The organism is Bradyrhizobium sp. RDI18 (genome assembly GCF_043203335.1).
Classification (GTDB): Bacteria; Pseudomonadota; Alphaproteobacteria; order Rhizobiales; family Xanthobacteraceae; genus Bradyrhizobium; species Bradyrhizobium retamae.
The window spans coordinates 1-24,906 of sequence record NZ_JBICRN010000002.1 but is presented as its reverse complement, the minus strand read 5'-3'; the positions used below and the strand labels follow the sequence as shown (position 1 = coordinate 24,906).

Here is a 24,906-nt window from a genome sequence, read left to right as displayed (position 1 = left end):
CATTCATCGGATTGTCCAGGGTCTGCGCGGGCCAACCGGCGACACGACACCTTCGGGGCTGCCTCCTTCAGCAGTTCCAACCACTTGACGCCATATTCGCCGAGAGGACAGCCCAGTATATTCGGTCGAGCAAGACGCCACAAATCCGCAAAATGGTTCTGACGGACTCAGCTGGTGGTGACGATCGGCACCGTGGATGTTGCACGTTGCGCAGCCAGTTGAGCGGGCGTGCCGGAGTCACGAGAACATCGACATTGAGCGTGAGAAGTTCGGCGATCAGCGCAGGTGCGCGCTCCGGCTTCCGTCGGCGTAGCGTTCTTCTAAACCAGGTTGCGCCGACGACGCGCCCCCGGTCCGCAAGTCCCTGACGGAATCCGGTCTGGGTATACACGCCCGTCCCGCGGGCGCCGCTCCAGACGTAGCCGATCCGTGGTTGCTGCGCGCGTTTTGCGAGTGGCCACGCTACCGCGCTGATCCGCGTGGCAAAATCGCGGCGATTCATTCGTCACCTCGCGGCGCGCCTTACCGCCACATTATGAACCCGTAACTCGGAATTTTGAATGGGTGAGTGGCTGTTGGGCCAACTGGGAGTCCGAGATGGATCATTCGCGTCGGTTTGGCCGACCACGGCGACTTCCGGTCAACCCGGTGAACGGACATTCTCAGGATAGGCGGGCATGTCTCAAAGGTGCCCAACAGGGGACATTGAGCCGTTCCCGACAATCTAAGCTGCTGCTATAGTTCCGGCCGGCCGGAAAGTCCCGGCAAGCGTGGGTGGTCCGTCAATGCAGCCAGACACCCGGTACGCCAAGAGCGGCGACGTTCACATCGCCTATCAAGTGTTCGGCGAGGGTCCGCTCAACGTTGTTTTCGCTCCGCCGGGCTTTACCAACGTCGAGCACTGGTGGGTTGAAGACCCGAGGTGAGTCCGTGGCTGCTGCGCCTGGCGCGCTACGGCCGGGTGGTGATGTTCGACAAGCGCGGCACGGGCCTATCTGGATCAGGTCGCCGGCTTTATGGGCCTAAGACCCGCGCATGGACGACCTGCGTGCGGTTACGGACGCCGCCGGCATGGAACAGGCGGCGCTTTTCTATTGCCCCTAGAAGGAAGCAAGCTGTCCGGCGCTGAACTCCCGACCTATCCCAGTCGCGCTGCCGCGCGCTGTAGCGCTCTCTACAGCATATCACACATCAACATTTGCTCTGTCGACGCTGGCGCAGTCTCTCGACTATATCGAGCGTGACTGGGGCAGCGGCGGTAGCTTCCCACGGGTTTGCGCCCTCCGCGTCAATGACTGCGCGTTCAAACGCTGGTGGGGCAAGAACGGCGAGTGTCAATAGCCCTGCTGGCTCCGCCGCGTACGCGCGCATGAACCGTCTGATTGACATCAGCGACATCGTCGACGATCCGGGTCCGACCCTCGTCATCCATCGGACGGACGACAGGAACATCAGCGTCGAGGCGCCCGGTTCTGGCCACGCATACTCCAGGTGCTCGCTATCTCGAGTTCCCAGGGGTCGACTACATCCCCTTCGTCGGCGACAATGCCGACGACATCGCTGATGCGATCGAGGAGTTTCTGACCGGCTCGCTTGCGCCTGTCGCGGTCGACCTGGTGCCGCCACGGTGCCTACAGACATCGTTGCCGACCGAGAAAGCCGCCGCGCTCGGCGACCATCGTTGGCACAACCTCTGGACACCCATCACATGGATACGCGGCGCACCCTTCCTCACGCTTCCGCGGCCACGAATCAAGACGACCGGCGACGGCGTTCTTGCCACTTTCGACGGTCCGGCACGCGGCGTGCGCTGCGCTTGCGCCATCGCCGACGAAATCAGGCCGCTGGGCATTGAAGTCCGCGCCGGGCTTCATACCGGCGAGCGCGAAGTGATCGGCGATGATATCGGCGGCATTGCCGTTCACATCGAGCGCGTGTGCGCGCTCGCCGGCGCGAAGGAGGTGTTGGTGTCGGGCACGGTCAAGGACCCAGCGGCGGGTTCCGGCTTGCGTTTCGGTGATCGCGGCAATCATTCGCCTGGCGCGTCCCCGGAGATTGGCGCATCTTGCAGCGAACGGTGAATGCGCGGTTCTGACCAATTCGGATTGACACTCCTTGGCTTTTTCTCTCGCGCCAAATGTCTCTTGCGGGTCAATCGCGCAATTTTGGTCGCCGGCCGACTACCGCCGCTCTTCCCCGATACTGTTGCAAAAAAGTCTTTTCGCGGATGGGGATTCAAATTCTCCGAGCTGTAGGCGCGGCGATTGAAAAAATGATGTGGGGGAGAACGCTCTCCATGCGCCAAACTCACAGGCGATTCCGGTAGTTGGTTTTAGGCCGCATTTATCGGCGACTATCGCTTGTTTCGTGCTTATGGGGGAAAATTCGCTGCAGCGCCTTTCTGGGACTTTTGCAACACTATTATCCCCTGGAAACGGACATCGTCAGGGTCGGTCCCCTATGCCTCAAAGGTGCTAAAACCGGACTCATGCGCGCCACAGCGATAAAACGCTATTCGATCCGGTTATCCGCGCGCGTAAGCAGCGACGGAGGAATGGTGATGCCAAGCGTTTTTGGCGGTCTTGAGATCTTCACGATTAGCTCAAACCGGGTCGGTTGCGCGACTGGCAAATCGGCCGGGCGTATTCTTTTCAGTATCTTGTCCCCGTTTATGGCGCTACTTCCCGCCACTGGTCGGGATCAGAGGCGCCGTACGGACATCAGACTCCCGAAGAAGGAAACGAACCAACCATCGAGAACGAAGGCATCTGATGCTTCAGTGTGAGTTCGATGACATCCCTCCGTACCAAGCTGGTTGAATAATAACTGCATCCACCTTGCTTTGGCTCATTCCCCGTACGACCTCGGCATTTCCGTTGATGCATCATTATTACCCGATTGATCTGATGCTGGCGGGCTGGTGCTGCGAGCTCGATCTGGATCGAGAAAGGGCTTGCCAAGGTCCACCGTGTTCGCCAGAACTGCAACGCGGCGAGCGGCCGGCAACGTCTCACGAATGAGTTCGACGTTCTTAGCCATGACTTCTGCAGCGATGGCCGTATTTCCGGTGATGTTACCTTCAGGCCGTGCCAGGTTCTTCACAAGTCCGGTAGCAACCGCATCGCCGACTGCCGCCATGATGATGGGAATGCTGTTCGTGGCTTGCTTCGCCGCCATGGCAGATGGCGTTTGCCAAGCGACAATAACGTCGGCTTTGAGGCGAACCAATTCACTAGCCAAATCTCCAAGGGCTGCCGCATCGCCACCCGCGGATCGCAGCTCTAGGCGAAAACTCTGGCCTTCGATGTGGCTTAATTTTTTCCCCAGCGCTTCTCGAAGGAGCTTTCAAAAAGGACCGGGATTAAGTTCCCCAAAACGAGTACGCCGATTGTCGGAACTTTGATTTGCTGCCCCAAACGCAGCAAGGGACATGGCTCCGCCGAGCTTAAGAAATTCACGCCGTTTCATCGCGCAATCTGAGAGCAATGGTACCCGGCTATTCATTTATTGCCCGGCCCAACGTGGTTTCCGGTGCCTGTTTTAACCGCTTAACGGCTACCTGTATATCCAATTGGACCCTGCGTGTCCGGGGTTGGGTCCGTCGTCGTCGCATTGACCGCGTGCAGCTCACTTCCGGTCTAACCCGCAAACGAAGCGCGGACCGTCGGCATGTCTCAAAAGTGCCAATTCAGTATTCATGCCCCACAGCAAACGGCGGTACGTAGGATTGCAGTGATTTTACTCGATGTGCACTTTGAATTGATCAATTCTTTTGGTGCTTGGGGGCGTATTAATATTTAGTCCTCGCATCGTAGTGGGAACTGCGATGCAAGTTTTATCTACCAGCAGCTTGATGCTTAAGAGCGCCCACCGCATGGTCTTCACGGTCGGGATCATCGCATTGATCTTCATGGTATCGATGACAATTCCTTTTGCCTGGCTACTGATCGGCGCTGTTCTACTGCGTCACGCTCGATGGAAGAGATAGTGCTGGTATCAGGCCTGGGCGATGCGACGGGCGGGAACCGCCGATTGGTCTTGGCGCTGAAGAGCGGATGGTCGATACGAAAGCGATGGAGGTCGTCGTGGAGGAAGGCGACCGGCTTGTCTCTGGTCTCCATCTCCTCGAGAAAGCGATCGAGTTCGCGCAACGCTGGGGCGAACGTAAACGCAACTACATTGCGCTCGATTCAGAGATCACTCAGGATATTGCCGCGCTCCCGCGAAGATCGTTCAGCTCTACCAATCGAGAGCCAATCACGTTCCGTCAGCCCCGGCGACGGCGTTTTTATCCCCGCATTTTCGTTTCCAGGATTTGACTCAATACCGGGAATCGCACTGGCCAAACACCGACAAATTCCCAACCGCTCTGCGTGGGCTTCACCTGCAAGTCCGCCTTAAAGCAGGATCGCTAATACTGGCAAGGACTGGCCTTGAGACTTCAAGCAGTGGCCCAAAGAACCATACCACCCATGCGAACCGGATAGAAATTAGTCCCAACCAAAACAAGACTTGAGGTAACATTTTCATTTTTTCCTCCTTGTCGGAGCGTTCAGTCATTCAGCGCGAGTGCCCTGAATGGAGGCCCCTACTAGACCATTACTTGCTAGGCTCCTCCCTGTGCCGTCGTGCTGCGTCTTCTCAGTTTGACCGGAGCCGTTGCCGGAACGCCGCGAGCCGCTTTTTCAATTCCGGATCTCCCTCCGAGGGCGATCATGACGCCAATCCGGCGCGGCTGCAGCGCCGTCGAGCAGCGTGATGAACGCGCGTCGTTTCACTAGCACCTGGTCGGCCTCTTGTCCTCCAGGAAAGGATAGCACACCTCGGTGGTGCAGGAGACCCTGCGCTGCGGAATTTCAACCCGTTGCGGCTTCCTGGTCGAGCGTGCAGGCAAGAAATCCCCACCGCCAGGTCGCAAGTCAAGCACCTCTTTGACGTTCTGACCGATGCGCAGGGGATCGAGCAATTGCAGGTTCGGGAAACCTTCGAGGAAAATGATCTGCACGACCAGCTTGTCAGCGTGCTCCATTTATTCAGATCGATTCCTTACGCTACATTGCTTGGCAAGATCCCTGTAACCCCAATTGTCCGGTAGCCAGTAGTGCAACCAAATATTGGTTGACCGCGGTCAATTCTGGCCGCAGCGCCTTGTTGAGAAGTTCGACGACCTCCTCCCCACCCTTCATAGCCACGCTCCTGTTTTAGCCATGGTTCAGACTCTAGAAGAGCTAGTCTGAACGATGCCACTGGATGGCAACACCGTAGAAGCCTAGGGCTGCTTGTCCGCGGGCGCTAAGAGAACGGCGCCGCCTCCCGCCCCCCCGACTTTCGCTCCGTCAAAAACCTCGTCCGCCGCCTTCTCGGATGTTGCGGGCGCAGCGACCGCAGCGAATACGCTTTTCCCCAGGGCAGCTATAGACATAGCTGGTGGTTTCAGCGCATCGCGATGGTGGCGACAGTTCGCACCTCGGTGTCGCTTAGGACGTTGCAGCAACAAACGATCATCAGAGGCCAGCCAGCTCCATTCCTATGTCTGCTTTATCGCAGTCACCTTCGGACTTTCGGCGCAAATCCCAGCGATTTCCGCTCTACCTGAAAGAACGGACATCGGCGCCAGCCGATGCGATGTCCGTCTCGTGCCAGATTTTGAGAACTCATGCACCACCTTAAACAACTAAAATTATTCGATCTCTTCGGCGAGCAGAAAATGCGGGGTTGTGATCTCGCCCAGGTGTCCCGCGTGAAGAGCGTAAGATTTCCAAAAAGCGGTTGCGCGCGTGAGCGACAGAAATCACCCCAAAGCTCTGCGCCCTCTCGTTGACGACGAAGGTCCGGTCAGCGTCCTTTCAGCAGATCGCAGTGGTGAACCTCATGAATGCCGTAATTCGATGCAGTTGCTCGTTCATTAGTTGAAAATGGACGCACAGAAGACAAAAGTCCTCTGGCTGAATCCAGTTACCGAAGAACGGGCATTCAGCGGCCGAGGGGCCCGTGCTCAACGAGACCGCCGCACATCTCTTCGCGAAATTGCGATACGGTCCTGGGGGGGAACGGGGCGCCGATGCGCCCCACTCGTTTTCCCGTGGACGGCATCTAGTGCAGGGCGCGACCCATCGCAGTTCGCTCTGTCAGCTCTGGCATTGAATCCACGGCGCGCACCAGAACTTCGAACGGATCGCGTGCAAGGGCTTTTTAGCCCTTGCTCGTCAGTCGCAGACTTTACGCTTCGCCCGTCCGTCTTGAATGGCTGTCGGACCAAGTACCGCCCGCTTCAAGCGCCTTAATGGCTTGTGTTGCGGTGCCGCGGGTTGTCGCTTGAAATTCCGCGAATGCCGACGGGGTCCGCGAGAACGCGTTGGCACGGGCGAAGAAGCGGAGCGCCATCCATTGGGCCGGACTGAGCTCGCCGTCATAGCCCTCAGCTTGTACGAGCCGTCCCGCCTGCAGCAGGAGCTCTGCCGTTTCGCGCGCTGACATGTTTGCCTCTTCGAGATATAATAGCGTTTCGAAATTAACTTGACAACCGACTGGATGCAGATAATTTGTTTCGAAACTAGTTTGAGGGCTTGATCATGGCCCGCAACGCGGCCCTGCCGATCCTTACAGCCGAACCCGGCCTCACCCGTTATCTTGAGGAAATCCGGCGGTTCCCGATGTTGGAACGCCGGGAAGAATACATGCTGGCCAAGCGCTGGCGCGAGCACGGCGATCGCGACGCGGCGCACAAGCTGGTTACCAGCCATCTGCGGCTCGTGACCAAGATCGCCAGGGACCATCGCGGCTACGGCCTGCCGATCTCCGGGCGATATCCTCGAGGGCAATGTCGGCCTGATGCAGGCGGTCGAGCGCTTCGAGCCGGAGAAGGTCTTCCGGTTCGCCACGTACGCCGTGTGGTGGATCAAGGCGGCGATCCAGGAATACATCCTGCGCTCGTGGTCGCTGGTGAAGATGGGCACCACGGCCAACCAGAAGAAGGTGTTCTTCAACTCCTCCGCAAGGCCCAGAGCAAAATCTCCATCCTCGACGATGGCGATATGCGGCTGGACCAGGTGAAGATCATCGCCCGGCGGATCGGCGTCACCGAAACGGACGTGATTTGCATGAACCGGCGGCTCGGCGGCGACGCCTCGCTCAACGCTGCGATCCGCGAGGACGGCGATTCCGGCGAGTGGCAAGACTGGCTGGTGGACGAATCCCCGGACCAGGAGACGACGCTCGCCGCGGGCGAGGAGTTCGATAACCGCCGCAAGACGCTGTCCGATGCGCTCACCGTGCTCAACAGCGCGAGCGGCGCATCTTCGAGACGCGCCGGCTCGCCGAGGAACATGATCACGCTTGTGGAGCTGGCCGAGGTACCTGGCGTCTCGCGCGAGCGCGTGCGCCAGATCGAGGTGAGCGCCTTCGAGAAGGTGCAGAACGCAGTGAAGCACCCTGTCGCGGCGATGGCGACCCTGGCGTCTCTACAGGTGCGTTAGCTTCCAACCTCTCCCTTGGTGGGAGAAACTGACGATGGACGTGTCGCTATGGGTACGTTTTACGGCAACCGAACGACGCGAGAGGGGCGCCGCTCACCGCGGTGCTGATCGAGCCCTCGTTCGACGATCCATGCACGGCACTTCGCATCATCGATCGGGCGCCTAAGCCGCGCACTGCAGATGGAAAGTTATCGACGTTTCATAACGAAGTCGGGGTGCCGATCGTCCGCATTGGCTGCCGCGAGTTCAAGTGCATTGGGGATAAACCGTCACAAGATCACCCACACATCTTCCACAAGACGGGCGATGCCAGTGAGATCGTCTGCCCTATTGCTCTACGCTATTCCGCTTCGATCCGAGCTTGGGCGCACACGAAGCTGATCCGGCAGATTGTGCTTACGGGTGACAGGGACTGAGTCAAAAAAGCAGCACCGCTGCTTCCTTCGTCATGCCGGCCGCAGCCAACCAGCCTCAGGCGCCATCGTCCCGCAGTTTCGGGGCGGTTCACCATGACCACGAACGATCCGAATTCGGCAGGATGCAAGCCGGCAGGATGCAAGCGTCACGACGGCCGAAGCTAGAGCTGCGGCAGCAGCGGCAATTTCCACAGGTCTCTTCATGCACGATGCGACTATCTGATTTCGGGGTCGTCCCCGTTCAGACTGCCGTTCGCAGCCGCCTCATCGTGAACTCGATCTCCCCGCCTGGCAGCTCGCGCCAGTGCTCGACCTCGCTCATGTAGGCCGGCTTCGGGTAGTGATCGAGGAACTCCCCTGACCGTTTGGCGGGCGTCGTCACGGCGCTGGGTGAAGGTCCCTCGCACGAAACCATCGCGGGCGCGGTGCTGCGCGCGATGATCGCGCATCCGGTCCGCCAGCTGACGCGGGGTCTTGAGCCCTGCCATCGCTGCTACTCCATATAAAGCGATGCCTATTAGATTGGTGCGATTCGGTCCGGGCAAGTCCGGAGCAACCCATTACTGCAAAGAAAAAGGCGCGCCACGGCACCCCGCAGCACTCCCGAAGCCGGAGAACCTTGATGGAGAGACGCCGCATAAATCCGCAGCCGAACTTTTGGCCGAGTGCCTTCGGCTTCTGGCGATGGATCCGCACACGCGATGCATTTAGCGCGTTAATTCGCCTGTTCCCTAAAGGAACGGGGCCGAATTGGACCTACGGCAGGCTTGATCCGATGCCGACGCGAGCGGGCTTGGCCATTGCCCAAACGCTTATCGCGGCGGTCTAGGGAAGATGGGCGCTGGCAGATTGATGCGCTCATGCAGCCCTCGCTTGTAGGAGGCCGGATAAACCACCATATGTTAGTCTTTACCCCCGTCTGAGGACCATTCTCATGGTTGTTGCTGGCGGCGATTACGTCCATTTCGTGGTGGAGTACGGCGGCAAAATCGAAAAGTGCCGGGTAACGGAGACTGCCCTTCTGAACAGAGAGCGTATGAGCAGAAGGGACGCAGGCCATGCACAACTCATCGCTATCTTTGTAAGGCACCGAGCCGAGATCGAACATCTCGCTCGCGCGAAGTTGCAGCGGGAGGGGCACTCTGACCGCGGTGTTGTAGTGACCACTGAGGATCTGAACCCCTGATGCAGGCTGGCTGTTCGACGCCAACTCTTGCGCAAGCGACGACGTGGCCACCAGCTGTTGAGCGCCGTTCGTTTAGGTTATCCGATGAACCGGCTTCGTCCATTGCGGTTATTCCTGCCCCAGTCGATCCATGAGGCGACGGTCAGCCCGTACGTCGCGCACTTGGCTTTGTTCTGGACATGTGGAGAAGTGTCGGCTACAAGCGGCGCGGGGAAATGAAACAGGAGAGTTCTGTCCATGATCGAGGGGATCAGCGCGGTCACACTGGGCACCCACGAAATGCCACGAGCTGTCCGGTTCTACGGCGCGCTGGGTTTGAGGTCCTGCATGGCGGCGAAGGGTCGTCCCTCACCAGCTTTCGAGCAGGGCGAGCTTTAACCTCATCGCCCAGCCAGCCGAGCGGCGCTGGTCCTGGTGGGGGCGGGTAATCTTCTACGTTGCCGATGTTGACGCACTTTACGACCGTGCGCTCGCAGCGGGATGCCAGCCAGCTACCGTGCCCCGCGATGCCGAATGGGGTGAGCGCTTCTTCCACCTAATTGACCCCGACGGCCACGAACTCAGTTTCGCTCGGCCTTTGCTCCCGGTTTCCGTCCAATAGCAGCTCGAAGCGGCCTCCCATTCCAAGAAGCGCTGGGAGAGCGTATGGTGCTCCGATTATCCGCTGAACCTGGGAGGCAATCATGCAATTCAGGACAACCGGACCACTGTTGCTCGGCGCGATGGCGCTTCCCGCCTCCGGGACCGCACAAATCACCCCCGCTCCACCGGCAATTACACGAACAGTGATCGCCGCAACCAAACTGCCGACCGTCACAGACGTGCCGCTCCATTTCAAAGCAGTGAGCGTCACTCTTCAGCCGGATGAGAAGAGCGGCGTTTTGGGAGCCAACGGCATCCTCTACCAGATGTCAGGATCGACCGAGGTCGCGCTCGATGGCGAGGCCAAAATGCTCAACGCCGGAGAGGGGCTGTTCATCGCCGGCGGAAAGACCGCGGCGCTAACGGCGGGCAGCGGAGGGCCATCGACTTTCCTCCACTTCTTCCTCGCGCCCGCCGTGGACTTGGGTCGGCCTGCCGAGACGGCACCTGCCGCCGTGAGAGGATTGTATCGCACAGCGAATCCGATCCCCGACCTGAAGCCAGGCGGTTATGATCTCAATCTCACGCGAGTCACATTTCCGGCGCGGATGCCCTCCAACCCTCCACACCATCGGTCAGGCGCGGCTCTATATTTTATCATCTCCGGCACCGGGGCCAACACGGTCGACGGTAAGACAGAAGCAAGGGGACCGGGTTCTTTGATCTATGAACCCTACGGCCTCGTGCACCAATGGGGAAACCCAGGCGACGAGCCGTTGATATTCTTGGCCTTCAACATCAATCCGGAAGGTGTGGCAGCCGTGCTTCCGGGCGCACCAGCAAAGAATCAATAGCTACCGACGGGCGGCCAACAGTGTCATGCCCGCATTCCACTCCTGGAGGGCGCGATGGACGACGACAAGGATAAAAACGTAATCGAGAAGTTGGTCGATAAGATCAACGACGCCGTCGAAAAACATAACAACCACGGTATCGGACGCCGTGCAACATGCAATGGAGCCAGACCCCGTGAAGCCGGGCGAACAACCCGTTACCTATATGCCGATGGCCGGTGACGGTTTACTAGCCGACCCTATGATGCCGCCATTTGTGGTAATTCCTCGTCGAAAGAAATCAACTTCGAAGAACGCGCCAAAAGAGGCTGGTAAGAACGCGGCTAAGAAAACCGTCAAGAAGTCAGCAACGACCGCTAAGAAGGTTGCAAAGAAAACGAAGCGATGAAGTCGAGGCGAAAGTGAACTCGACCCTCAAAGTTTGGACGCCGGGAACACGGACTTTGATCGATAAGATTAAGGCCGATCTCAAGAAGCGTGCGGAGAAGAAGGCCAAACGAATGCTCCAGAAGGAGCCCAAATGGCAGGCGAAACGTTAAGGGTTAATCGATCACCTCGTCGGAAGCGCTGCGTTCTTTGAACAGCGTTCTCAGCAAGCGTTATCCGACCGAAATACCGACGGCTTTTGCGCGGGGGAAGATCCGATGGGAGTCGAGCAGTGCAGATTTTTCGACGATACTAAACCGCATTCTTGATACGGCGGCGGACAACCTCAGGATCGCAAAGATTCTGGTTCAGATGGGCCTCGATCCCAACAGCATCACCTACGACGCACTATTCAATCGGCTGCTGGAAATTGTGCTAGCCAACATTACGCTTGCCAACATGTTCGCTCTGGTTGGCGCCATCTTTCTTGTCGCTACCTTGCTGATGCACACAATGGTGCCGCTGCGCGTCGCGAACATGGCCGGCTGTACATTCTTCGTCGCCTTTGGCGCGCTTTCAGGAAACGTCGCGACTTTTATCTTGTATCTGCTGTTGCTGCCTATCAATGCAATTCGCCTCCGTCAAATGCTCAATCTGATCAAGAGGGCACGTATCGCGACGGAGGGCGATACCTCATTGGAATGGCTCAAACCTTTCATGACCGAGCGCAAATATCGCCGGGGCGATAAATTGTTCAAGAAGGATGATGCGGCCACCGAAATGTTCTTGACGGTCAGCAGGAAAGTTTTTGGTCAGGGAAATCGATGTCGAACTTCCGCCGGGACGACTGATGGGCGAGCTTGGTTTCCTTACTCCCAATAAACGGCGAACCGCGACCGTCGAATGCATTGAAGACGGGCAGGTGATGACTATAACTTATGATAGGCTGCTCGAGATCTACTTTCAAAATCCGCAATTCGGTTACTACTTTCTCGTGCTGACCAGCCAGCGCCTGCTGGAGAACATCTCGCGGCTAGAAGGAATTATCGCACAAGAAAAAAGCCGCGCGGCAGACTCCAGCCACGGATGATATAGCTGAACCGTTGGCTTTTGATGTCCGCACTTTGGGTAACAGGACGTCCCCACGCAGTGCGGGTCTCGCGACGCAACGATATCCGGTGGGTCATTCGCGGCGATTTGCCGGTGCACTGACCACTTCCGATCTACCCCGATAAGCAGACATTCGCAGGGTGCGTCGGCATGTCTCAAAGGTGCCACAAGCAGACTTTTCCCTTTCGCCTCGCTTTGCGTTAGCAACCGGTACGAAGGTGTTTTCTAACCAAGATCTGCCGAGTTACCTGATGAGCGGCAGCCTCACGATAACGATAGCTCCGCCGCTCGATCGGTTCTGAATATTTATTATCCCTCCGTGAAATTCCACAATCGTTCGAGCGATCGACAAGCCCATGCCCATCCCGTTGGGCTTTGTTGAGAAGAACGGCTCGAATATTCTTGACAATTGTTCAGGGGGTACGCCGGGACCGGTATCTGCAGTCGAAAATTCAGCCCAATTGTCCGAGCGCTTCGTTTGGACAGTAATGACCCGCTCGTTTACCGCCTTGTGGGCGGTGGCATCTAACGCGTTCACAACGAGATTTAGAAGCACCTGCTGAAGTTGCGTAATCACCTTTCACGGGCAGGGGCAGCTCAGCAAGACTGTGGCGGATTTGCACTCTTCGGGCGATTGCAAGGCTGGATAAGAAATCCAACGTTTCGCTGACGACCTCATTGAGATCAAGCGGCCTAACATCAATGGGAACCCTTCTGACCAAGCTGCGAATGTGCTGAAGCACTTTGCCAGCTCGTTCATCGTCTCTTCTTATTTCAGAGACAATTCCAAGCAGTTCAGTTGCATCTGACAGCGGAGATGATCGCAACATCTGCTCCATCGTTTCTGCGTTAAGCAGAATAGCACCGAGCGGTTGATTTAGCTCGTGTGCGATAGATGTGCATAATTCGCCTGCCATAGAGTAGCGGTTGATACGCGCCAGTTCGACATCCGCTGGCGTGCCTGAACCTCGGCCAAAAACCGCCGACGCCTCTGATAAAGCAGGCCCGTGATCATAGCCGCCTGCGACAATACTGCTGCGCAAATTGCAAGGATTTGCCAGCGGTAAAGCTCCCAAAGGGTTGGCTCGCGAAAGAGGATCTCACTTCCTTTGGGCAACCGACTTTCAGGAATGGCCCAGCGTCTGAGCTCACGCCAATCATATTTTGCCGGACCGTATTGCAGAACCGGCGTCTCGATCGCTCGGGGCTTCGTGCCTCCAAGTATCTTGGCGGCGACTGCGGCAGCAGTTTGGGAACCCTGTGAGACCGACGTCATCGGCCCGCCTACAATCTCGCCAGCAAAGAATGAGTCGTCGGGGAAAAGATTGGCGAGTTCGCCACGGCATAAAGCCTTTTTAGAGCTCGCTCGCCCTCGTGAACGGCACCAGTCACATCGATCTGAGGCTGAATCCAAAAGATAGCGCTGTCCTTTGGAAGCGTTGCCGCCTGTTTCAAGATTTCCTCGAACGAGAGTTCATTCCAAAAGAGAAGGTCAACCCGACCCTTCAGGGGTTCGAGCTGGTTCTTCATCTCCTGCACCCAAAACTGCTCGTTCGGCGAGCTTCCGATCACTACAGCAATGGTTTTCGTCCTCGGCAGCACCTTTAGAATGTTCTCAAAGAGAGCCGGGACGTCTATCCAAACGGCCACCACGGTATCATTTTCGGTGACGTTCATTTGCTGGACACGCCGCTGATCGATAGCCGTAAGCAGCATTGGTGTAGAGGGGGAAATAGGTCGCGTCGATGCCGCTGCGCGAACGCCGCGGCTGGCGCCCCAAAGGCTACGATCAGGTCGCGGGCGGATGGCTGGAGAACAGCGCATTCAGATACTCCGCAAGTCGGTTCTCAGCACTTTCGCTACCGGAAGCAATTACTACAGGGGAAGCTCTGCACTTCGATCGGTATGGGTGACTGACGTTCCAGCTCTTGCCGGAAACCTTTCACGTATTCGCTCCAGGGCTTGAAATTCTGACCGCTCGACTGAAGGATCATGATCCGCTTAGGATTAGCGGTTGCAGAACTGATTGATGCTGTAAGTACAGCGACAATGGCGATAAATCTTAGGAACCAATTCATATCGCATTCCGCGGACCGATCGGGCTTGCCACGTTACAACAATTCGCAACTGGGGCGGTCCGAATAATAATGCGTGACATGGCCGCCCGAGCGCATGCCGACAACGCAAAGTCGCTGAAATAAGCTAGGTACGCGCTTGCAAGCGCCCCATATGTCCGCTTCGGGTCAAACTCGGAAGTGTCCCCGCTTGCACCGCACATCCGTTGTACCCTCAAGAGCGGACGTCGCCAGGGCCGCCCCGGCAGGGCCGGTTCCTGACAGTGGCGGACATGGGGCATACGAATTGACGCCGGCGCTCCAGCGGTCTCTTGGGATCGGAGCGCACGCTTCGCAACGATGTTCAGCAATGCCGTGATGAGGACGGTGGAATTGCGTCGACATTAACCATGCAAAGCTTGCCGCGGCGAAAGGCCGGGCGTTTAGCAAGCAGTTAATGGTTTTGCGCAAATGATAGACGACCAGCGCAACATTATTAGATCGCCGCAAGAAGTGCGAGCGGCCCTCAGGCCCCTCATGAGGGATTAGCATGAGAACGCTTCTCATTGGTGTTCTGGCTGCGACCCTGGTTGGCTGTAGCAACCCTTTATCGCCGCAAGCCAGCATGGAAGCATGCGCGGACCCAAACGGGTTCGGCGGTCTCAACAAGATGGCGGCCAGTCGGCCGATTGAACCGGCGCCAGCGTCGTCCAAGGCCAATTCCGCGGCAACAAAAGTCAAGTCCACTATCGCGGCGAGGGCGGAAGAGCGGTCGACTGCCGCCGTCCGCGACAGGCCGGGGCCCCCGAAAAAAGCCGACGTCCACCGTGATCGAAGCGAAAGTCGAAGCTCCCGGCATCAGGTCGGCCTGCCGAGACGTCCGACCCAGTCATTGTCAAGGCCAAGACCACGATTGCCGCGAAGTTGAAGGACCCGGCGTCCGCCGAGTTCGTTGAGATGAAACGAGCCATTCGAAAAAATATGGTCGGACAGCCCGTCGACACCATTTGCGGCCGCGTCAAAGCAAGAATTACGTCGGACGAAGAAGCCGGAAATAGGCCGTTTCTGTATTTCGTGAAGAACGATGCCGGATTTGTCGTCTATGGACCCGCTGGTTCAGCGACGGACACGGCGTATCGCAATATTTGCAGCGAGCCTGGAACGACAGAACCGCCGCCAGGATCCGTTGCAACCGACCGGAAGGTCCCATGAGCCACGCTCCGGCTCGCTCGAAAATCGAGAGCAACGCAGCGATCAGCAGCAATTCGCTGCAGTGCATGTAAGGCAGGCTTTATTCCATAGAAATAGAAATTGGAAATGGAAATGGAAATGGTGTGGAAACCCAGCATTCTTCTCAATTCGGGGACATCATGGACGACTTTACCCATCCTGTAGAACCAGCCCAGGGCCTACAAAATTCGCCGGTGCTCGTGATCATCGCACAACATGTGCTGGCGCGTACCTCCATCCTCAATATCCTCAAGAGAGAACTCACTGGATCCGAAATCGTCGAAATGGCAACGACGAGTGATCTGAACTGGCTATCAGGCAGAGATATCCGCTTGATCGCGTTAAATGTCGGGGGCAAGGAGATCACTGACCCTTCGATTGAGGATAGTCTCGCGTTTCTCGCAAAATCCTGTCCGAACGCAGCGGTTGCCTATGTTGTCAAATCGCGACGACGAGGCGACCCTTCGGCTTCGGCCGCGATGCAACGGGGAGTCCGTGGCTTTTTTCCGACATCGATCCCGGTCGAAGTTGCTATCGCCGGATTACGCCTGGTTCTTGCCGGTGGGGTCTACCGACCCTTACCGATCGTTGGGCAAAATGGGGCGTCGAGCCTCAAGACGATATCGGAACACGACGACGTTCCCGAGCCATCCGGAATGCACGACGGCAACGGCGCCGCCAAGCCTGTGCCGGAGCGGACGATGGTCGACCTTACGCCACGCGAACACCCACGTGCTCGAGGCGCTGAAGCTCGGCCTTCCCAACAAGTTGATTGCCGTCAGGCTCAACCTTTCGGAAAACACCCATAAAAATCCATCTTCAGCGTATCATGCGAAAATGTTCGGCGCATAATCGCACCGAGGCGGTCCTTCGTTGGAGACCGGCGACCTAACGGCCATGCGCCGCCCTCACGAGTGCGGTTATCTTGAGGGCTTTGTTTTCTACGCTGCCCATCTCACCCGCCCGTAAGAGCCCGGCGCGTCTTCGATAATCGTGAGCTTGCCACCGCCAGGTTCACGCGCAGGAACGCGGCCTGAATCGAGTTGCGTTACCCATTCGTCCCAGACCGGCCACCACGACCCTTGATGAGACGTCGCGCCGGCGAACCATTCGTCGGGACTGAGCGGCAAATTGTCGTTCGCCCAGTGTCCATATTTGCTGCCCGGTGGGCTGATCACGCCAGCCATATGGCCCGCATCGCCCAGAACGAATTTGATCGGCCCGGAGTACAAGCGTGTCGCGGCATAGGTCGATTTCCACGGCGCAATGTGGTCTTCGCGCGTAGCCAGAATGAAGGTCGGGGTCCTGATTTTCGATAGATCGATCGGCGCATCCGCCAACGTGATGCCGCCGGGTTTTGCCAGGAGATTTTGCCGATACATCCTACGCAAATAAAACGAATGCATCGCCGCTGGCATGCGCGTCGGATCGGAATTCCAGAACAAAAGATCAACGGGAATTTGCTCCTTGCCGAGCAGGTAATTGCTGACGACGAAGGACCAGATCAGGTCATTGGCGCGCAACATATTGAACGTACCGCCGCCATATCCTGCGCTTCCAAATAGCCGCGCTCGCGCATTCGTCTTTCGAGAGACGCCAGCTGCCCTTCGTCGATGAAGACGGCCATATCCCCGACTTCGGTAAAATCGACAAGCGTCGCGAAGTAGGTGGCGCTTGCAATCCGGTCGTCGCCCTTCGCGGCCGAATATGCCGCCGTCGAGGCGAGCAGGGTTCCGCCGAGGCAATAGCCAATTGCGTTGACGTTATGCTCACCGGTCGCGGACTCGATCGCGTCCAGTGCCGCCAAAGGTCCCTCGAGCATGTAATTTTCAAAGCCCTTTTCAGCGAGCTTCTCATCGGGATTCACCCAGGAGATGGCGAACACCGTATGTCCCTGATCGACGGCCCATTTGATGAAGGAGTTCTTCGGCTGTAGATCGAGAACATAGCAATTGTTGATCCATGGCGGGACGATCAGCAGTGGCCGCCTCCGGACTTCTCTTGTCGACTGTGTATACTGGATCAATTGCATGAGCTCTCGTTCTGGTAGACGATTTTTCACTGGGCTCGTTTGCGATGTTTTCGCCGAGGCGGAAAGCCGTAATGTCGGTCATTGTAATCGCAAGCCGGCCATTGCCGCGCTTCAGATCGGCAAGAAGGTTCTCCAAACCACGCAGTAGGTTCTGTCCGCCGGATTCCAGGGTTGCGGTGAGGACCTCCGGATTGGTGGTGACGAGGAATTGGAAGGCGACAAGGCATCAACGAACTGGCGCGTGTAGAAATCGACCCTGCGAGCAGAGGCCTCGTCCATGCCTTTGACTTCGCGGATAGCAGAAAAGAGATCGACTTGGCAGCAACGAGATAACTGTCCTTCACAAAGTCGAAGATAGCATTCTCGCTCCAGTCCGGATGCCTGAAGCGTTTGTCTTTCGGGGCATCGGCCTCGCGTGCACTTAGCATGAGCATGCGTTCCCGCCATTTTTCTGCCAGATACCTAGAGTCGTAGAATAGGTCGATCTGGGCGCGGGCGACTGCCACCGGGTCGGTCATCATCCTGGTCATGAGCTCGAAAAAATCGAACATGAGCGTTGACGTGCCGCCCATTTCGAAATTGATCGCGCCCGGCTGGATGAGACGCGAAGCGCTGCATCAGTAGCTGGTTTTGTTCCGCGATATTCCGCACGGTTGCACCGCAAGGGCAGTCGGATCCCAAAAAGGGCTGCATCCGTTCTTGTCGGCCAAAGCTCTCTCCTGCTGTTGACAGGCCTGACCAGAGCCGTTTGGGTAACTTCAAAGAAAACTAACATCTCACTGGATGCGGTTGGATACACACGGTCGGCAGGTAGGGTTGATTAGTTATGTTAAAACCGGGTCTTCCATGCACGCAGCTCCTGTTCGAGAGAAAAAGCCCCCGGCGCGCTTATGGCCCCCTAAGATCTTCCACCTGCATCCGCATGAGTTGGTGGTGGCGTATCAATAGAATGCGACGGCGATTGTTTTTCTTTACGCCAGACGACTGAACAGCGACGCGGGCCACCGTCCGGAATGACCAGTCAGCGAATTCGTCGGGAATCTTTTCATCTCCAGCAATATCAAGGGCGGCACCTCCTGTTGCGCAGAGATGCTGCGAGATCAAAAGCCAATCTGCTTTCGGAACGGCCGAAGCCAATTGAGCCCGAGTTTTGGGATGCGTCGAATGAGAACTTTTCTGCTCCATAGTTTTTCTCCGAGTAAAGGGTTCACCCCCGCAGAGCGCAAATCGATTGTCGTCCGGCACCTCCTGCCATCAAAACGAGCTCGTCAAAATCCCAGAAGCCGATCCTTTAAATGCCATTAAAATACCACATTAAAGGTATGAATTAAACTTAAAATATAAAAAAATTAAATAAAAATTAAATGGGCGGCCAGGGTCTGGGCCGAAGTTCTCCCCAAAGGCTTGCCTCTACTGCAATTTTAGCGCCGATTGCATTCGTCCTCCTCAAAATGGCTGCACCATTGGCATTTGATCCAAGCGACCTTTAGATCGCTCATACAACCGTCGTGCTTATTTATTTCGATCCCGCGGGGGCCGCGTCGCACTTGTTAATCTCGGCGTCCGCCGACCGGGGACCGGACCGACGGGGTCGATGCCGATTGCTGACAGGCGCGCTACTCTGATGCGCTTGCGCCAGATCGTGAACGACCGCGTCCCAACCCAGTTGGTGGCCTGCTATTCTCAGCAGTCGCGCAAAGCCACAAACGCTTACAATCCTGAAACCAACATCATCTGGTGGGGCACGGCGAATCTCTGCACCGCCTTTACGCCGACTGGTCCGGCGCGGAATGGCAGAAAAAGCGGGCCGCGGCCCGGCAGCAACATCACAGGATTCTTGATTTCCAGGAATATGGTATGAGTGGAAAATCGCTGGAGTTGCTCAACGAGGTTGCACCCGATGTGACGGGCGGCGATCCTTCGGGATGCCACGCTGCCCGCAGGGACTGGCCAATTCGGCGCTATTCAAGCGGTGGCGCCGTCGTTTCGGGCGAGTTGAGCCCAGTCAACGTGAGTGACTACGAAGGGACGGCTTTCGCGCGACAGTCGAATGGCGGTCTAATTCCGACCGCGAGCACTTTGGCCGGATTCATCGCGAGCGCTCCCGACAAACCTTCCTTCGCCGTGCTGACCGTTTCAGTAACATGTCGGGCGACCCCAAGCAGGAATTATGGCGAATTCGGATACGGCCAGGTCCGGGCCCATGGTTGAACACTTTGCTGACCTTCGCCATTTCCCCGACCGCCCCACCGCGATAACGCCCACTAAGCATCTAGTGGCGAAATAGGCTTTGTCCAAAACTGCAGCTTGTTCGGCGATCGGCCCGAAGTCTGGGTCAGAAGGCGACATCGGCGGCCGATTAGTCGAAGTCTCCTTTACCCCTGATAGCGTTGAAAAAGTCCTCTTTGGGGTGACGAACGAAAATTTTAAGAGCCGCTGATGCGTTTCCCGCGCGGCGATATGAGGGAACCACATCGTTTCACACAAAAACGACCCCCGGCGCTTCGCAAGGCGCTACGGAGTATTGCCGTGGCGCTAAGTCGGCTGAAAATCAACTTTGGTGCGCGATAATTTGTCGTTCGATTTTCGACTTTGCAACACTATCCTCTAGGAGCGGATGATCCTCAGGACGGCCAGCCATGTCCGTTTGGTGCCAAAGGACTAAACCGCTCGCGCGGTAGGACGCTGCGGCAGACGCCACGGCGAACGGCTGGGCGACAAGGCATCCGGAGCGGGGCAATTGCCCATTGCGCGCGATGATCCCACGATCGAAGACGTGCTACTCTTGAGTTCGTGGCGGAGCACCAACCGTAGCACAAAATTCAACTCGAACCCCGGGCACTCGATCCGCGATTGTGCGCACTGTCGCTAATTGCCCCAGTCCAGGATCTCGATGCAAGCAGAATTAAAATGGTGATGCGCATTGCGAGCAGCTCGAAACAGTTTCGGCTCACATAGCTCCGGGCTTTCCAGGTCGCGAGATTAGTTTGCCTCCGCGATCCAAACATCGGTGAACTCACGTCTAGGATTGTGTGGTGTGTTATTTTTGCTACGGCCAAGCCATTGAAAGTACGGATGCCACGGAACATTGGGGGAATCCCCATGGGCGATCTTCCTGATCGTCTGAAGGTTGTTTGCGGGTGCGCCGCGACTTAGCTCGCGCACGCGGCACCATCCTACGTCCCCCCCAGCGCGTTTCCTCCTTTGAGGCTTTCGGACGCCGGCCGCCGAACTCGCGGCGCCGTCCTTCAAGCGGCCGGCATCCGAAACCCTTCTCAACAGCGGACATCGTCGCCTCCCAATCGAGACGTCGTCGCGCAGAGTCGCGACAGTTAGCGCCATTCGATCCCGTATACGTCAACAGGCTGCAGGAAGCCTTTGAGATGGCAGGGACCAATGTTTGTGACATCAAGCGATCCCGGATGATCCTGAACGGCACTTGACACAAGAATGGCATCGGGCTCGGCCAACCGACACAAGCGAGCAGCCAGTTGAACCCGTCGCACCAAAAAGGTCGTTGCTGTCCGCAATCGGCTCGACGTCAATACCAATTCGCACCTGAAGCTTCTCCTGCTTGCCAGATTGAAGGCTTCAAACGCTCTCTGGATGGAGCGGGCGCATTGCACGGAGGCAGCCGCGTCGGCGAGGATGCCATGATGCCGTCGCCAGTGTGCTTCACCACATGCCCACCCTTGTCCTTCAATGCGCGGCGAACCAAGCGCGTCGTAGCCCCGAACCATCTCTGCAGATCGAGCATCGCCAAGACGCTCTGTCATGCTGGTAGAGCCAACGATGTCGGTGAACATAATGGCCCGCAGGGCCAGATCGATTCTGACGTTGTTTGCCTCGCCGCTCGGTTCAGATCAGACACTCTCCCCAAGAAATGCCTGGACGGCTGAGAGGTCCCACTTCGATCACGTCTTTCGCCACCTCGCCGTGAGCTTCGTCATGAACCCGCATCGCAGTTTGGATATCCGGTGCGTCAATGCGAGACAGAAGCCCGTGCCGCGCGATTCATGCAAACCAATACGTCAAGAAACGAACTCCGTATTGATCTTGCACTTCCAGGTCTTTTCGATGCATCGGCGATATCGGAAGCTGTCAGGCCCGAGAGATCGTGTCGGTCGAGGAAAATTGGCACTGGTGTTGCTCCACCGTTTCTTCTGACCGGACTCGATTGAAATCTGCACTAAGCATGGCGTTTCGCCGAAAGCGACATTAAAGCGACATTTAATGTAACAGCTTGGTAAAGCTTTGGAAGTGCAGTAAGCCCGGGCAGGTGTAATTCCTGTGCCCTGATGTCCGCTGGGGGTCAATCGCGTCACTTTAGCCGTCGGCCCACTACTTCCGGTCTTCCCCTGGAAACGGACATCGTCAGGGTCGGTCGGCATGTCTCAAAAGGTGCCAACGGACTAAACCGCTCGCGCGGTAGGACGCTGCGGCGAACGCCACGGCAACAATAGGCGACAAGGCATCCGAGACCCCGAGCAGGGCAATTGCCCGTTGCGCGCCATGATCCCATGATTGAAGACGTGCTACTCTTGAGTTCGTGGCGGAGCACCAACCATTGCACAAGAGCCAACTCAGCAGGCACTCTCGATCGCGATTGTGCGCACTGTCGCTAATTGCCAGTCAGAATCTCGATGCAAGCAAATTACAAATGCGGTGATGCTCTTGACGAACCGCTCGAAACAGTTTCCTGGCTCACATAGCTCCGGGCTTTCCAGGTCGCGAGAGATTAGTTTGCCTCCGCGATCCAAACATCGGTGAACTCACGTCTGGAACAAGATTGTGTGGTGTGTTATTTTTGCTACGGCCAAGCCAACGAACGAACTGGATGCCACGGAACATTAAATCCCCATGGGCGATCTTCCTGATCGTCTGAAGGTTGTACGGGTGCGCGCCGACTTAGCTCGCGCACGCGGCACCATCCTACGTCCCCCAGCGCGGTTTCCTCCTTTGGAGGCTTTCGGACGCCGGCCGCCGAACTCGCGGCGCCGTCCTTCAAGCGGCCGGCATCGAAACCCTTCACAGCAGCGGTCATTCGAGATTGGACCGAAGTCGTGTCCTGGAAGGGCGTTGACGCGAGCAGCGATGACCTCCGCCATCTCGACGCGTTGCTCTCGACGTCTCCGCGCGGGCGAGTTGCGCTCGTTAGTAAACCCGAGCGCGAGGGCAATGGACGGCACCCGGTCTATAGGCCAAGGGCCGATGTTCTGGTTCATGCGGAAGAAGTTTTCGGATCGTACTTCTCCTTGATCCGCTGCAGCCGCCGGTAGTTGGCGCCATACGCCGCGGCGACGGCATCTGCTGTCTCGTCGTCGTCGAGATAGTTCACATACCGGCCTGGGGCGTAGAAGGACTTGCATCAGTTCGTAGGTACTCGCCCGCGACGCAGCAGCTCGTGTCGGCCGGCCGCATCCATTGCGCGAGCACGAGGAAGTTGGCCTTCCTGCGATGTGGAACGCCGTGTCACCGACCCCGACGCAGTCGCTGCACCATCGAGATATGCTCGAGGAGCAGGTAGCCCATGGGCGCAGGACAGCGCGCGAAACAGTCGATCATCGCGCTGATTGCAGCGTCACTGAGCTCCGTGAGGAAATTCGATTTCCAGTAGTTGAGGGCGCCCTGGGAAAGCCGGCATCGAGCATGCTGTTGAGCTGGCAGTAGGGCATCGGACCGACTCCATCCAACGCGGGCGACCCGAACTCCTTCAGCGGCCGCACGGCCTTCTCGGCATCGGCAGGCGGACCGCAATGACAGGTCACCAGCGCCGCCACTTCCGTGCCAGACCCATCAGGGGCATGCGCGAGGGTTGCAAACAGCGCGTGCTCATCGGGTAGCGATCGGGTCTTGTCGCGGTAGAACTCGAGCAGGTCGCGCGCACGATCAATCGCGTGGACGATGAGGCCGGCCGTGACGGTTGGCCCCACCGGATGCAGCTGATATTCGAACGAGGTCACGACGCCAAAGTTTCCACCCCCGCCACGAACAGCCCAAAAGAGGTCGGGCTCTTCTTCCTGGGCTAGCGCGGAGAATTTGCCGTCAGCTGTCACGAGGTCGACAGCGAATTGTCGAGGGCAAGGCCATACTTGCCCATAAGCCAGCCAAGCCCGCCACCGAGCGTGAGCCCTGCGATCCCCGTGCTGGAGACCACCCCGCCCGTGACCGCTAAGCCATGCAGCTGCGTCTCGCGATTGAATTCGGCCCAGGTCACGCCCGCTTGCGCGCGCGCCAGATGGCTCTTAGCGTCAACGTGAACCCTTCATTGGGCTTAGGTCGATCATCACCCCGCCATCAATCGTGGCGCGGCCCGCAACGTTGTGGCCGCCGCCACGAACCGCCGCTTCCAAGCCAAGCCTGCGAGTTAGGTTGACGGCGTCAACGACGTCGGCAACGCCGCGACATCTGACTATCAACGCGGGGCGTTTGTCGACGAGGCCATTGAACCTTGCGGGCTTCCTCGTACCCGGCATCGGCAGGTTTCTGGAGCTGTCCCCAAAGTTGGCCGCGAGCTCGGCTGCGGCACGGTCAACGGATGCGATCGACGACATGGTGCGCTCCTGGTGACTGGCCCTCCCCTCGAGGCGGTGAAGAAGTCAGGCTCACGCGCGCGTTCCATCGGCATGCTGACCCTTCACCCCCCCCTTTTGCTGAGGCTGCGACCAATCAGTTTCCTGGCGCGCGAGTTCTTAGGATCAATCAGCAGCATTGACCGATTGCTCTGATGTTAACGCGTTTCCGAGAATACCGGCGATGGGCTCTTCCGTAGCTGAATTTTCACCTGCAAAGCACTCCGATGCCTGAAACGTGATGAAACGTCCGCTGTGGGTCTTTCACACGGTCAGGGTCATTCGCGTCGCTCCCGACAGCGTCCCAGCAGTCCCGCTGGCCGCCCGCCAACGGACGTAGCCCGTGGCCGCGTAAGGTGCCACGATCGGCCATCAGATGGTTTACCGAAAGCGGTCGGCAAACAGCCCAACGCAATTGCTTGATTCGCTGATCAAGCGGCCGGCGGGCGCTCACTCCCGATCCAGCTACTTGTACACGCGACCACTTTCCATCTCGACAGGCCCGCCAGCGGCGGAATCTTGAAGTCTCGAAATTCGGCCTGCGGGACGCGCAATGCGTTGCACGATCACCGATCAAGGTTGGGGACCCATTCCTCCGCGGTTGAGGTCCCAATGATGGGTGTCGTCCGAGTGTTTCCAAAGTGGCCGCCTTGGTTTGCTTTCACCCTTCTGCCGTTTTGCGTTCAGCGCGCTGGAGTTGGACGACGAGCGCCCCAGCCATCGTCATCACCATCCGCGAGCGCTGTATCGGGAGTTCCATTTGATTGTCGCGAGCATCGGATGCCTCTTCAAAGTAAGAAGCTCTTCGCCGTCTTAGCCCGGGCACAAGAACACATATTGATGTAAGTAATTTCCGCGTCAGGCCAACATCTTCGGCATAGCCGCGGGCGATCCTATCAGGTCATGCGTCTGGCGGGGCTGCCAGAGGGCTAAGTGTCCCAGATCATGTCCTCTCTATCACAATGACCGGACATCATCGGCGAGGTCGGGCAGGTCCGAGAAGTGCCAGAAGGCGGCATCGACGGCCAA

The 24,906-nt window shown here is 57.7% G+C and carries 23 protein-coding genes and 6 pseudogenes; 14 read left to right on the top strand and 15 right to left on the bottom strand.

Features of this window, described 5'->3' with window-relative positions; all coding sequences use genetic code 11:
* The first annotated feature begins 785 nt into the window (after positions 1 to 785).
* Positions 786 to 926: a hypothetical protein gene (locus ACFXS9_RS00460; RefSeq protein ID WP_392683892.1), complete on the top strand. Its 141-nt coding sequence runs from the start codon at positions 786 to 788 to the stop codon at positions 924 to 926.
* A gap of 456 nt (positions 927 to 1,382) precedes the next feature.
* Positions 1,383 to 2,081, top strand: coding sequence for a hypothetical protein (locus tag ACFXS9_RS00455; protein WP_392683889.1), 699 nt, complete (start codon positions 1,383 to 1,385; stop codon positions 2,079 to 2,081).
* Positions 2,082 to 2,847: 766 nt separating this feature from the next.
* On the opposite strand, the gene ACFXS9_RS00450 is transcribed toward ACFXS9_RS00455, so the two are convergent.
* Positions 2,848 to 3,306, bottom strand: coding sequence for an ABC transporter substrate binding protein (locus tag ACFXS9_RS00450; protein WP_392683942.1), 459 nt, complete (start codon positions 3,304 to 3,306; stop codon positions 2,848 to 2,850).
* Positions 3,307 to 4,055: 749 nt separating this feature from the next.
* Between ACFXS9_RS00450 and ACFXS9_RS00445 the strand changes: the two genes are divergently transcribed.
* Positions 4,056 to 4,319 (top strand): hypothetical protein, encoded by a 264-nt coding sequence (locus tag ACFXS9_RS00445; protein ID WP_392683886.1) that lies wholly within the window; start codon positions 4,056 to 4,058, stop codon positions 4,317 to 4,319.
* Positions 4,320 to 4,918: 599 nt separating this feature from the next.
* Here ACFXS9_RS00445 and ACFXS9_RS00440 read toward each other — a convergent pair.
* Both ACFXS9_RS00440 and ACFXS9_RS00435 read right to left on the bottom strand, forming a co-directional pair.
* Positions 4,919 to 5,186, bottom strand: a pseudogene (locus ACFXS9_RS00440) (ferritin-like domain-containing protein); the annotation flags it as partial.
* Between the two features lie 1,033 nt (positions 5,187 to 6,219).
* Positions 6,220 to 6,477, bottom strand: coding sequence for a hypothetical protein (locus ACFXS9_RS00435; RefSeq protein WP_392683883.1), 258 nt, complete (start codon positions 6,475 to 6,477; stop codon positions 6,220 to 6,222).
* A gap of 95 nt (positions 6,478 to 6,572) precedes the next feature.
* On the opposite strand from ACFXS9_RS00435, the pseudogene rpoH reads away from it, so the two are divergent.
* Positions 6,573 to 7,475 (top strand): annotated as a pseudogene (rpoH, locus tag ACFXS9_RS00430) (RNA polymerase sigma factor RpoH).
* Positions 7,476 to 7,576: 101 nt separating this feature from the next.
* Complete coding sequence (locus ACFXS9_RS00425) at positions 7,577 to 7,891, top strand: hypothetical protein (protein ID WP_392683881.1); 315 nt, start codon at positions 7,577 to 7,579, stop codon at positions 7,889 to 7,891.
* Positions 7,892 to 8,132: 241 nt separating this feature from the next.
* Here the strand turns inward: ACFXS9_RS00425 and ACFXS9_RS00420 are convergent.
* Positions 8,133 to 8,379 (bottom strand): annotated as a pseudogene (locus ACFXS9_RS00420) (hypothetical protein).
* 446 nt (positions 8,380 to 8,825) lie between these two features.
* On the opposite strand from ACFXS9_RS00420, the gene ACFXS9_RS00415 reads away from it, so the two are divergent.
* The 7 genes from ACFXS9_RS00415 to ACFXS9_RS00385 all read left to right on the top strand — a co-directional run bounded on the left by ACFXS9_RS00415 (position 8,826) and on the right by ACFXS9_RS00385 (position 11,969).
* Positions 8,826 to 9,077 (top strand): DUF1488 family protein, encoded by a 252-nt coding sequence (locus ACFXS9_RS00415; protein ID WP_057902425.1) that lies wholly within the window; start codon positions 8,826 to 8,828, stop codon positions 9,075 to 9,077.
* A 237-nt stretch (positions 9,078 to 9,314) separates the two neighbouring features.
* Positions 9,315 to 9,455 (top strand): hypothetical protein, encoded by a 141-nt coding sequence (locus ACFXS9_RS00410; protein ID WP_392683877.1) that lies wholly within the window; start codon positions 9,315 to 9,317, stop codon positions 9,453 to 9,455.
* Positions 9,456 to 9,459: 4 nt separating this feature from the next.
* Positions 9,460 to 9,678: a VOC family protein gene (locus tag ACFXS9_RS00405; RefSeq protein WP_392683939.1), complete on the top strand. Its 219-nt coding sequence runs from the start codon at positions 9,460 to 9,462 to the stop codon at positions 9,676 to 9,678.
* Positions 9,679 to 9,862: 184 nt separating this feature from the next.
* Positions 9,863 to 10,513, top strand: coding sequence for a cupin domain-containing protein (locus ACFXS9_RS00400; protein ID WP_392683874.1), 651 nt, complete (start codon positions 9,863 to 9,865; stop codon positions 10,511 to 10,513).
* Between the two features lie 175 nt (positions 10,514 to 10,688).
* Complete coding sequence (locus ACFXS9_RS00395) at positions 10,689 to 10,901, top strand: hypothetical protein (RefSeq protein ID WP_392683871.1); 213 nt, start codon at positions 10,689 to 10,691, stop codon at positions 10,899 to 10,901.
* A gap of 188 nt (positions 10,902 to 11,089) precedes the next feature.
* Positions 11,090 to 11,761 carry a hypothetical protein gene (locus ACFXS9_RS00390; protein ID WP_392683868.1) on the top strand — a complete coding sequence of 224 codons (672 nt, stop codon included), beginning with the start codon at positions 11,090 to 11,092 and terminating at the stop codon, positions 11,759 to 11,761.
* Positions 11,730 to 11,969 (top strand): hypothetical protein, encoded by a 240-nt coding sequence (locus ACFXS9_RS00385; RefSeq protein WP_392683865.1) that lies wholly within the window; start codon positions 11,730 to 11,732, stop codon positions 11,967 to 11,969. Before ACFXS9_RS00390 ends, ACFXS9_RS00385 begins: the two co-directional genes overlap by 32 nt.
* Before the next feature lie 264 nt (positions 11,970 to 12,233).
* Here ACFXS9_RS00385 and ACFXS9_RS00380 read toward each other — a convergent pair whose 3' ends face one another.
* The 3 genes from ACFXS9_RS00380 to ACFXS9_RS00370 form a co-directional block, all read right to left on the bottom strand.
* On the bottom strand, positions 12,234 to 12,527 hold the full coding sequence (locus ACFXS9_RS00380; RefSeq protein ID WP_392683862.1) for a sensor histidine kinase: 294 nt from the start codon (positions 12,525 to 12,527) through the stop codon (positions 12,234 to 12,236).
* Positions 12,442 to 13,032 (bottom strand): histidine kinase dimerization/phospho-acceptor domain-containing protein, encoded by a 591-nt coding sequence (locus ACFXS9_RS00375; protein WP_392683859.1) that lies wholly within the window; start codon positions 13,030 to 13,032, stop codon positions 12,442 to 12,444. Before ACFXS9_RS00375 ends, ACFXS9_RS00380 begins: the two co-directional genes overlap by 86 nt.
* Positions 13,033 to 13,273: 241 nt before the next feature.
* Positions 13,274 to 13,666: a hypothetical protein gene (locus ACFXS9_RS00370; protein ID WP_392683856.1), complete on the bottom strand. Its 393-nt coding sequence runs from the start codon at positions 13,664 to 13,666 to the stop codon at positions 13,274 to 13,276.
* Between the two features lie 1,747 nt (positions 13,667 to 15,413).
* On the opposite strand from ACFXS9_RS00370, the gene ACFXS9_RS00365 reads away from it, so the two are divergent.
* Positions 15,414 to 16,082, top strand: a complete 669-nt coding sequence (locus ACFXS9_RS00365; protein ID WP_392683853.1) for a DNA-binding response regulator — start codon at positions 15,414 to 15,416, stop codon at positions 16,080 to 16,082.
* Positions 16,083 to 16,214: 132 nt separating this feature from the next.
* Here ACFXS9_RS00365 and ACFXS9_RS00360 read toward each other — a convergent pair whose 3' ends face one another.
* From ACFXS9_RS00360 to ACFXS9_RS00345, 4 genes and pseudogenes are all read right to left on the bottom strand, one after another.
* Complete coding sequence (locus ACFXS9_RS00360) at positions 16,215 to 16,799, bottom strand: hypothetical protein (protein WP_392683850.1); 585 nt, start codon at positions 16,797 to 16,799, stop codon at positions 16,215 to 16,217.
* The gene (locus tag ACFXS9_RS00355) at positions 16,778 to 17,305 is read right to left on the bottom strand and encodes an alpha/beta fold hydrolase (protein ID WP_392683847.1); all 528 of its coding nucleotides are present in this window, start codon (positions 17,303 to 17,305) and stop codon (positions 16,778 to 16,780) included. Before ACFXS9_RS00355 ends, ACFXS9_RS00360 begins: the two co-directional genes overlap by 22 nt.
* A 91-nt stretch (positions 17,306 to 17,396) precedes the next feature.
* Positions 17,397 to 17,450: pseudogene (locus ACFXS9_RS00350) on the bottom strand (hypothetical protein); the annotation flags it as partial.
* A 743-nt stretch (positions 17,451 to 18,193) separates the two neighbouring features.
* Positions 18,194 to 18,490: a hypothetical protein gene (locus tag ACFXS9_RS00345; protein ID WP_392683844.1), complete on the bottom strand. Its 297-nt coding sequence runs from the start codon at positions 18,488 to 18,490 to the stop codon at positions 18,194 to 18,196.
* A 552-nt stretch (positions 18,491 to 19,042) separates the two neighbouring features.
* Here ACFXS9_RS00345 and ACFXS9_RS00340 point away from each other — a divergent pair.
* Positions 19,043 to 19,516, top strand: coding sequence for a hypothetical protein (locus tag ACFXS9_RS00340; protein ID WP_392683841.1), 474 nt, complete (start codon positions 19,043 to 19,045; stop codon positions 19,514 to 19,516).
* Positions 19,517 to 20,637: 1,121 nt separating this feature from the next.
* On the opposite strand, the pseudogene ACFXS9_RS00335 reads toward ACFXS9_RS00340, so the two are convergent.
* The 4 genes and pseudogenes from ACFXS9_RS00335 to ACFXS9_RS00320 all read right to left on the bottom strand — a co-directional run bounded on the left by ACFXS9_RS00335 (position 20,638) and on the right by ACFXS9_RS00320 (position 23,781).
* Positions 20,638 to 21,446: pseudogene (locus ACFXS9_RS00335) on the bottom strand (nickel-binding protein).
* A 1,080-nt stretch (positions 21,447 to 22,526) separates the two neighbouring features.
* Positions 22,527 to 22,643, bottom strand: a complete 117-nt coding sequence (locus ACFXS9_RS00330; RefSeq protein WP_392683838.1) for a BBE domain-containing protein — start codon at positions 22,641 to 22,643, stop codon at positions 22,527 to 22,529.
* A gap of 223 nt (positions 22,644 to 22,866) precedes the next feature.
* Entirely contained in the window at positions 22,867 to 23,268 is a 402-nt protein-coding gene (locus ACFXS9_RS00325) for a hypothetical protein (RefSeq protein WP_392683835.1), read from the bottom strand.
* 89 nt (positions 23,269 to 23,357) lie between these two features.
* Positions 23,358 to 23,781: pseudogene (locus ACFXS9_RS00320) on the bottom strand (FAD-binding oxidoreductase).
* Between the last annotated feature and the right edge of the window lie 1,125 nt (positions 23,782 to 24,906).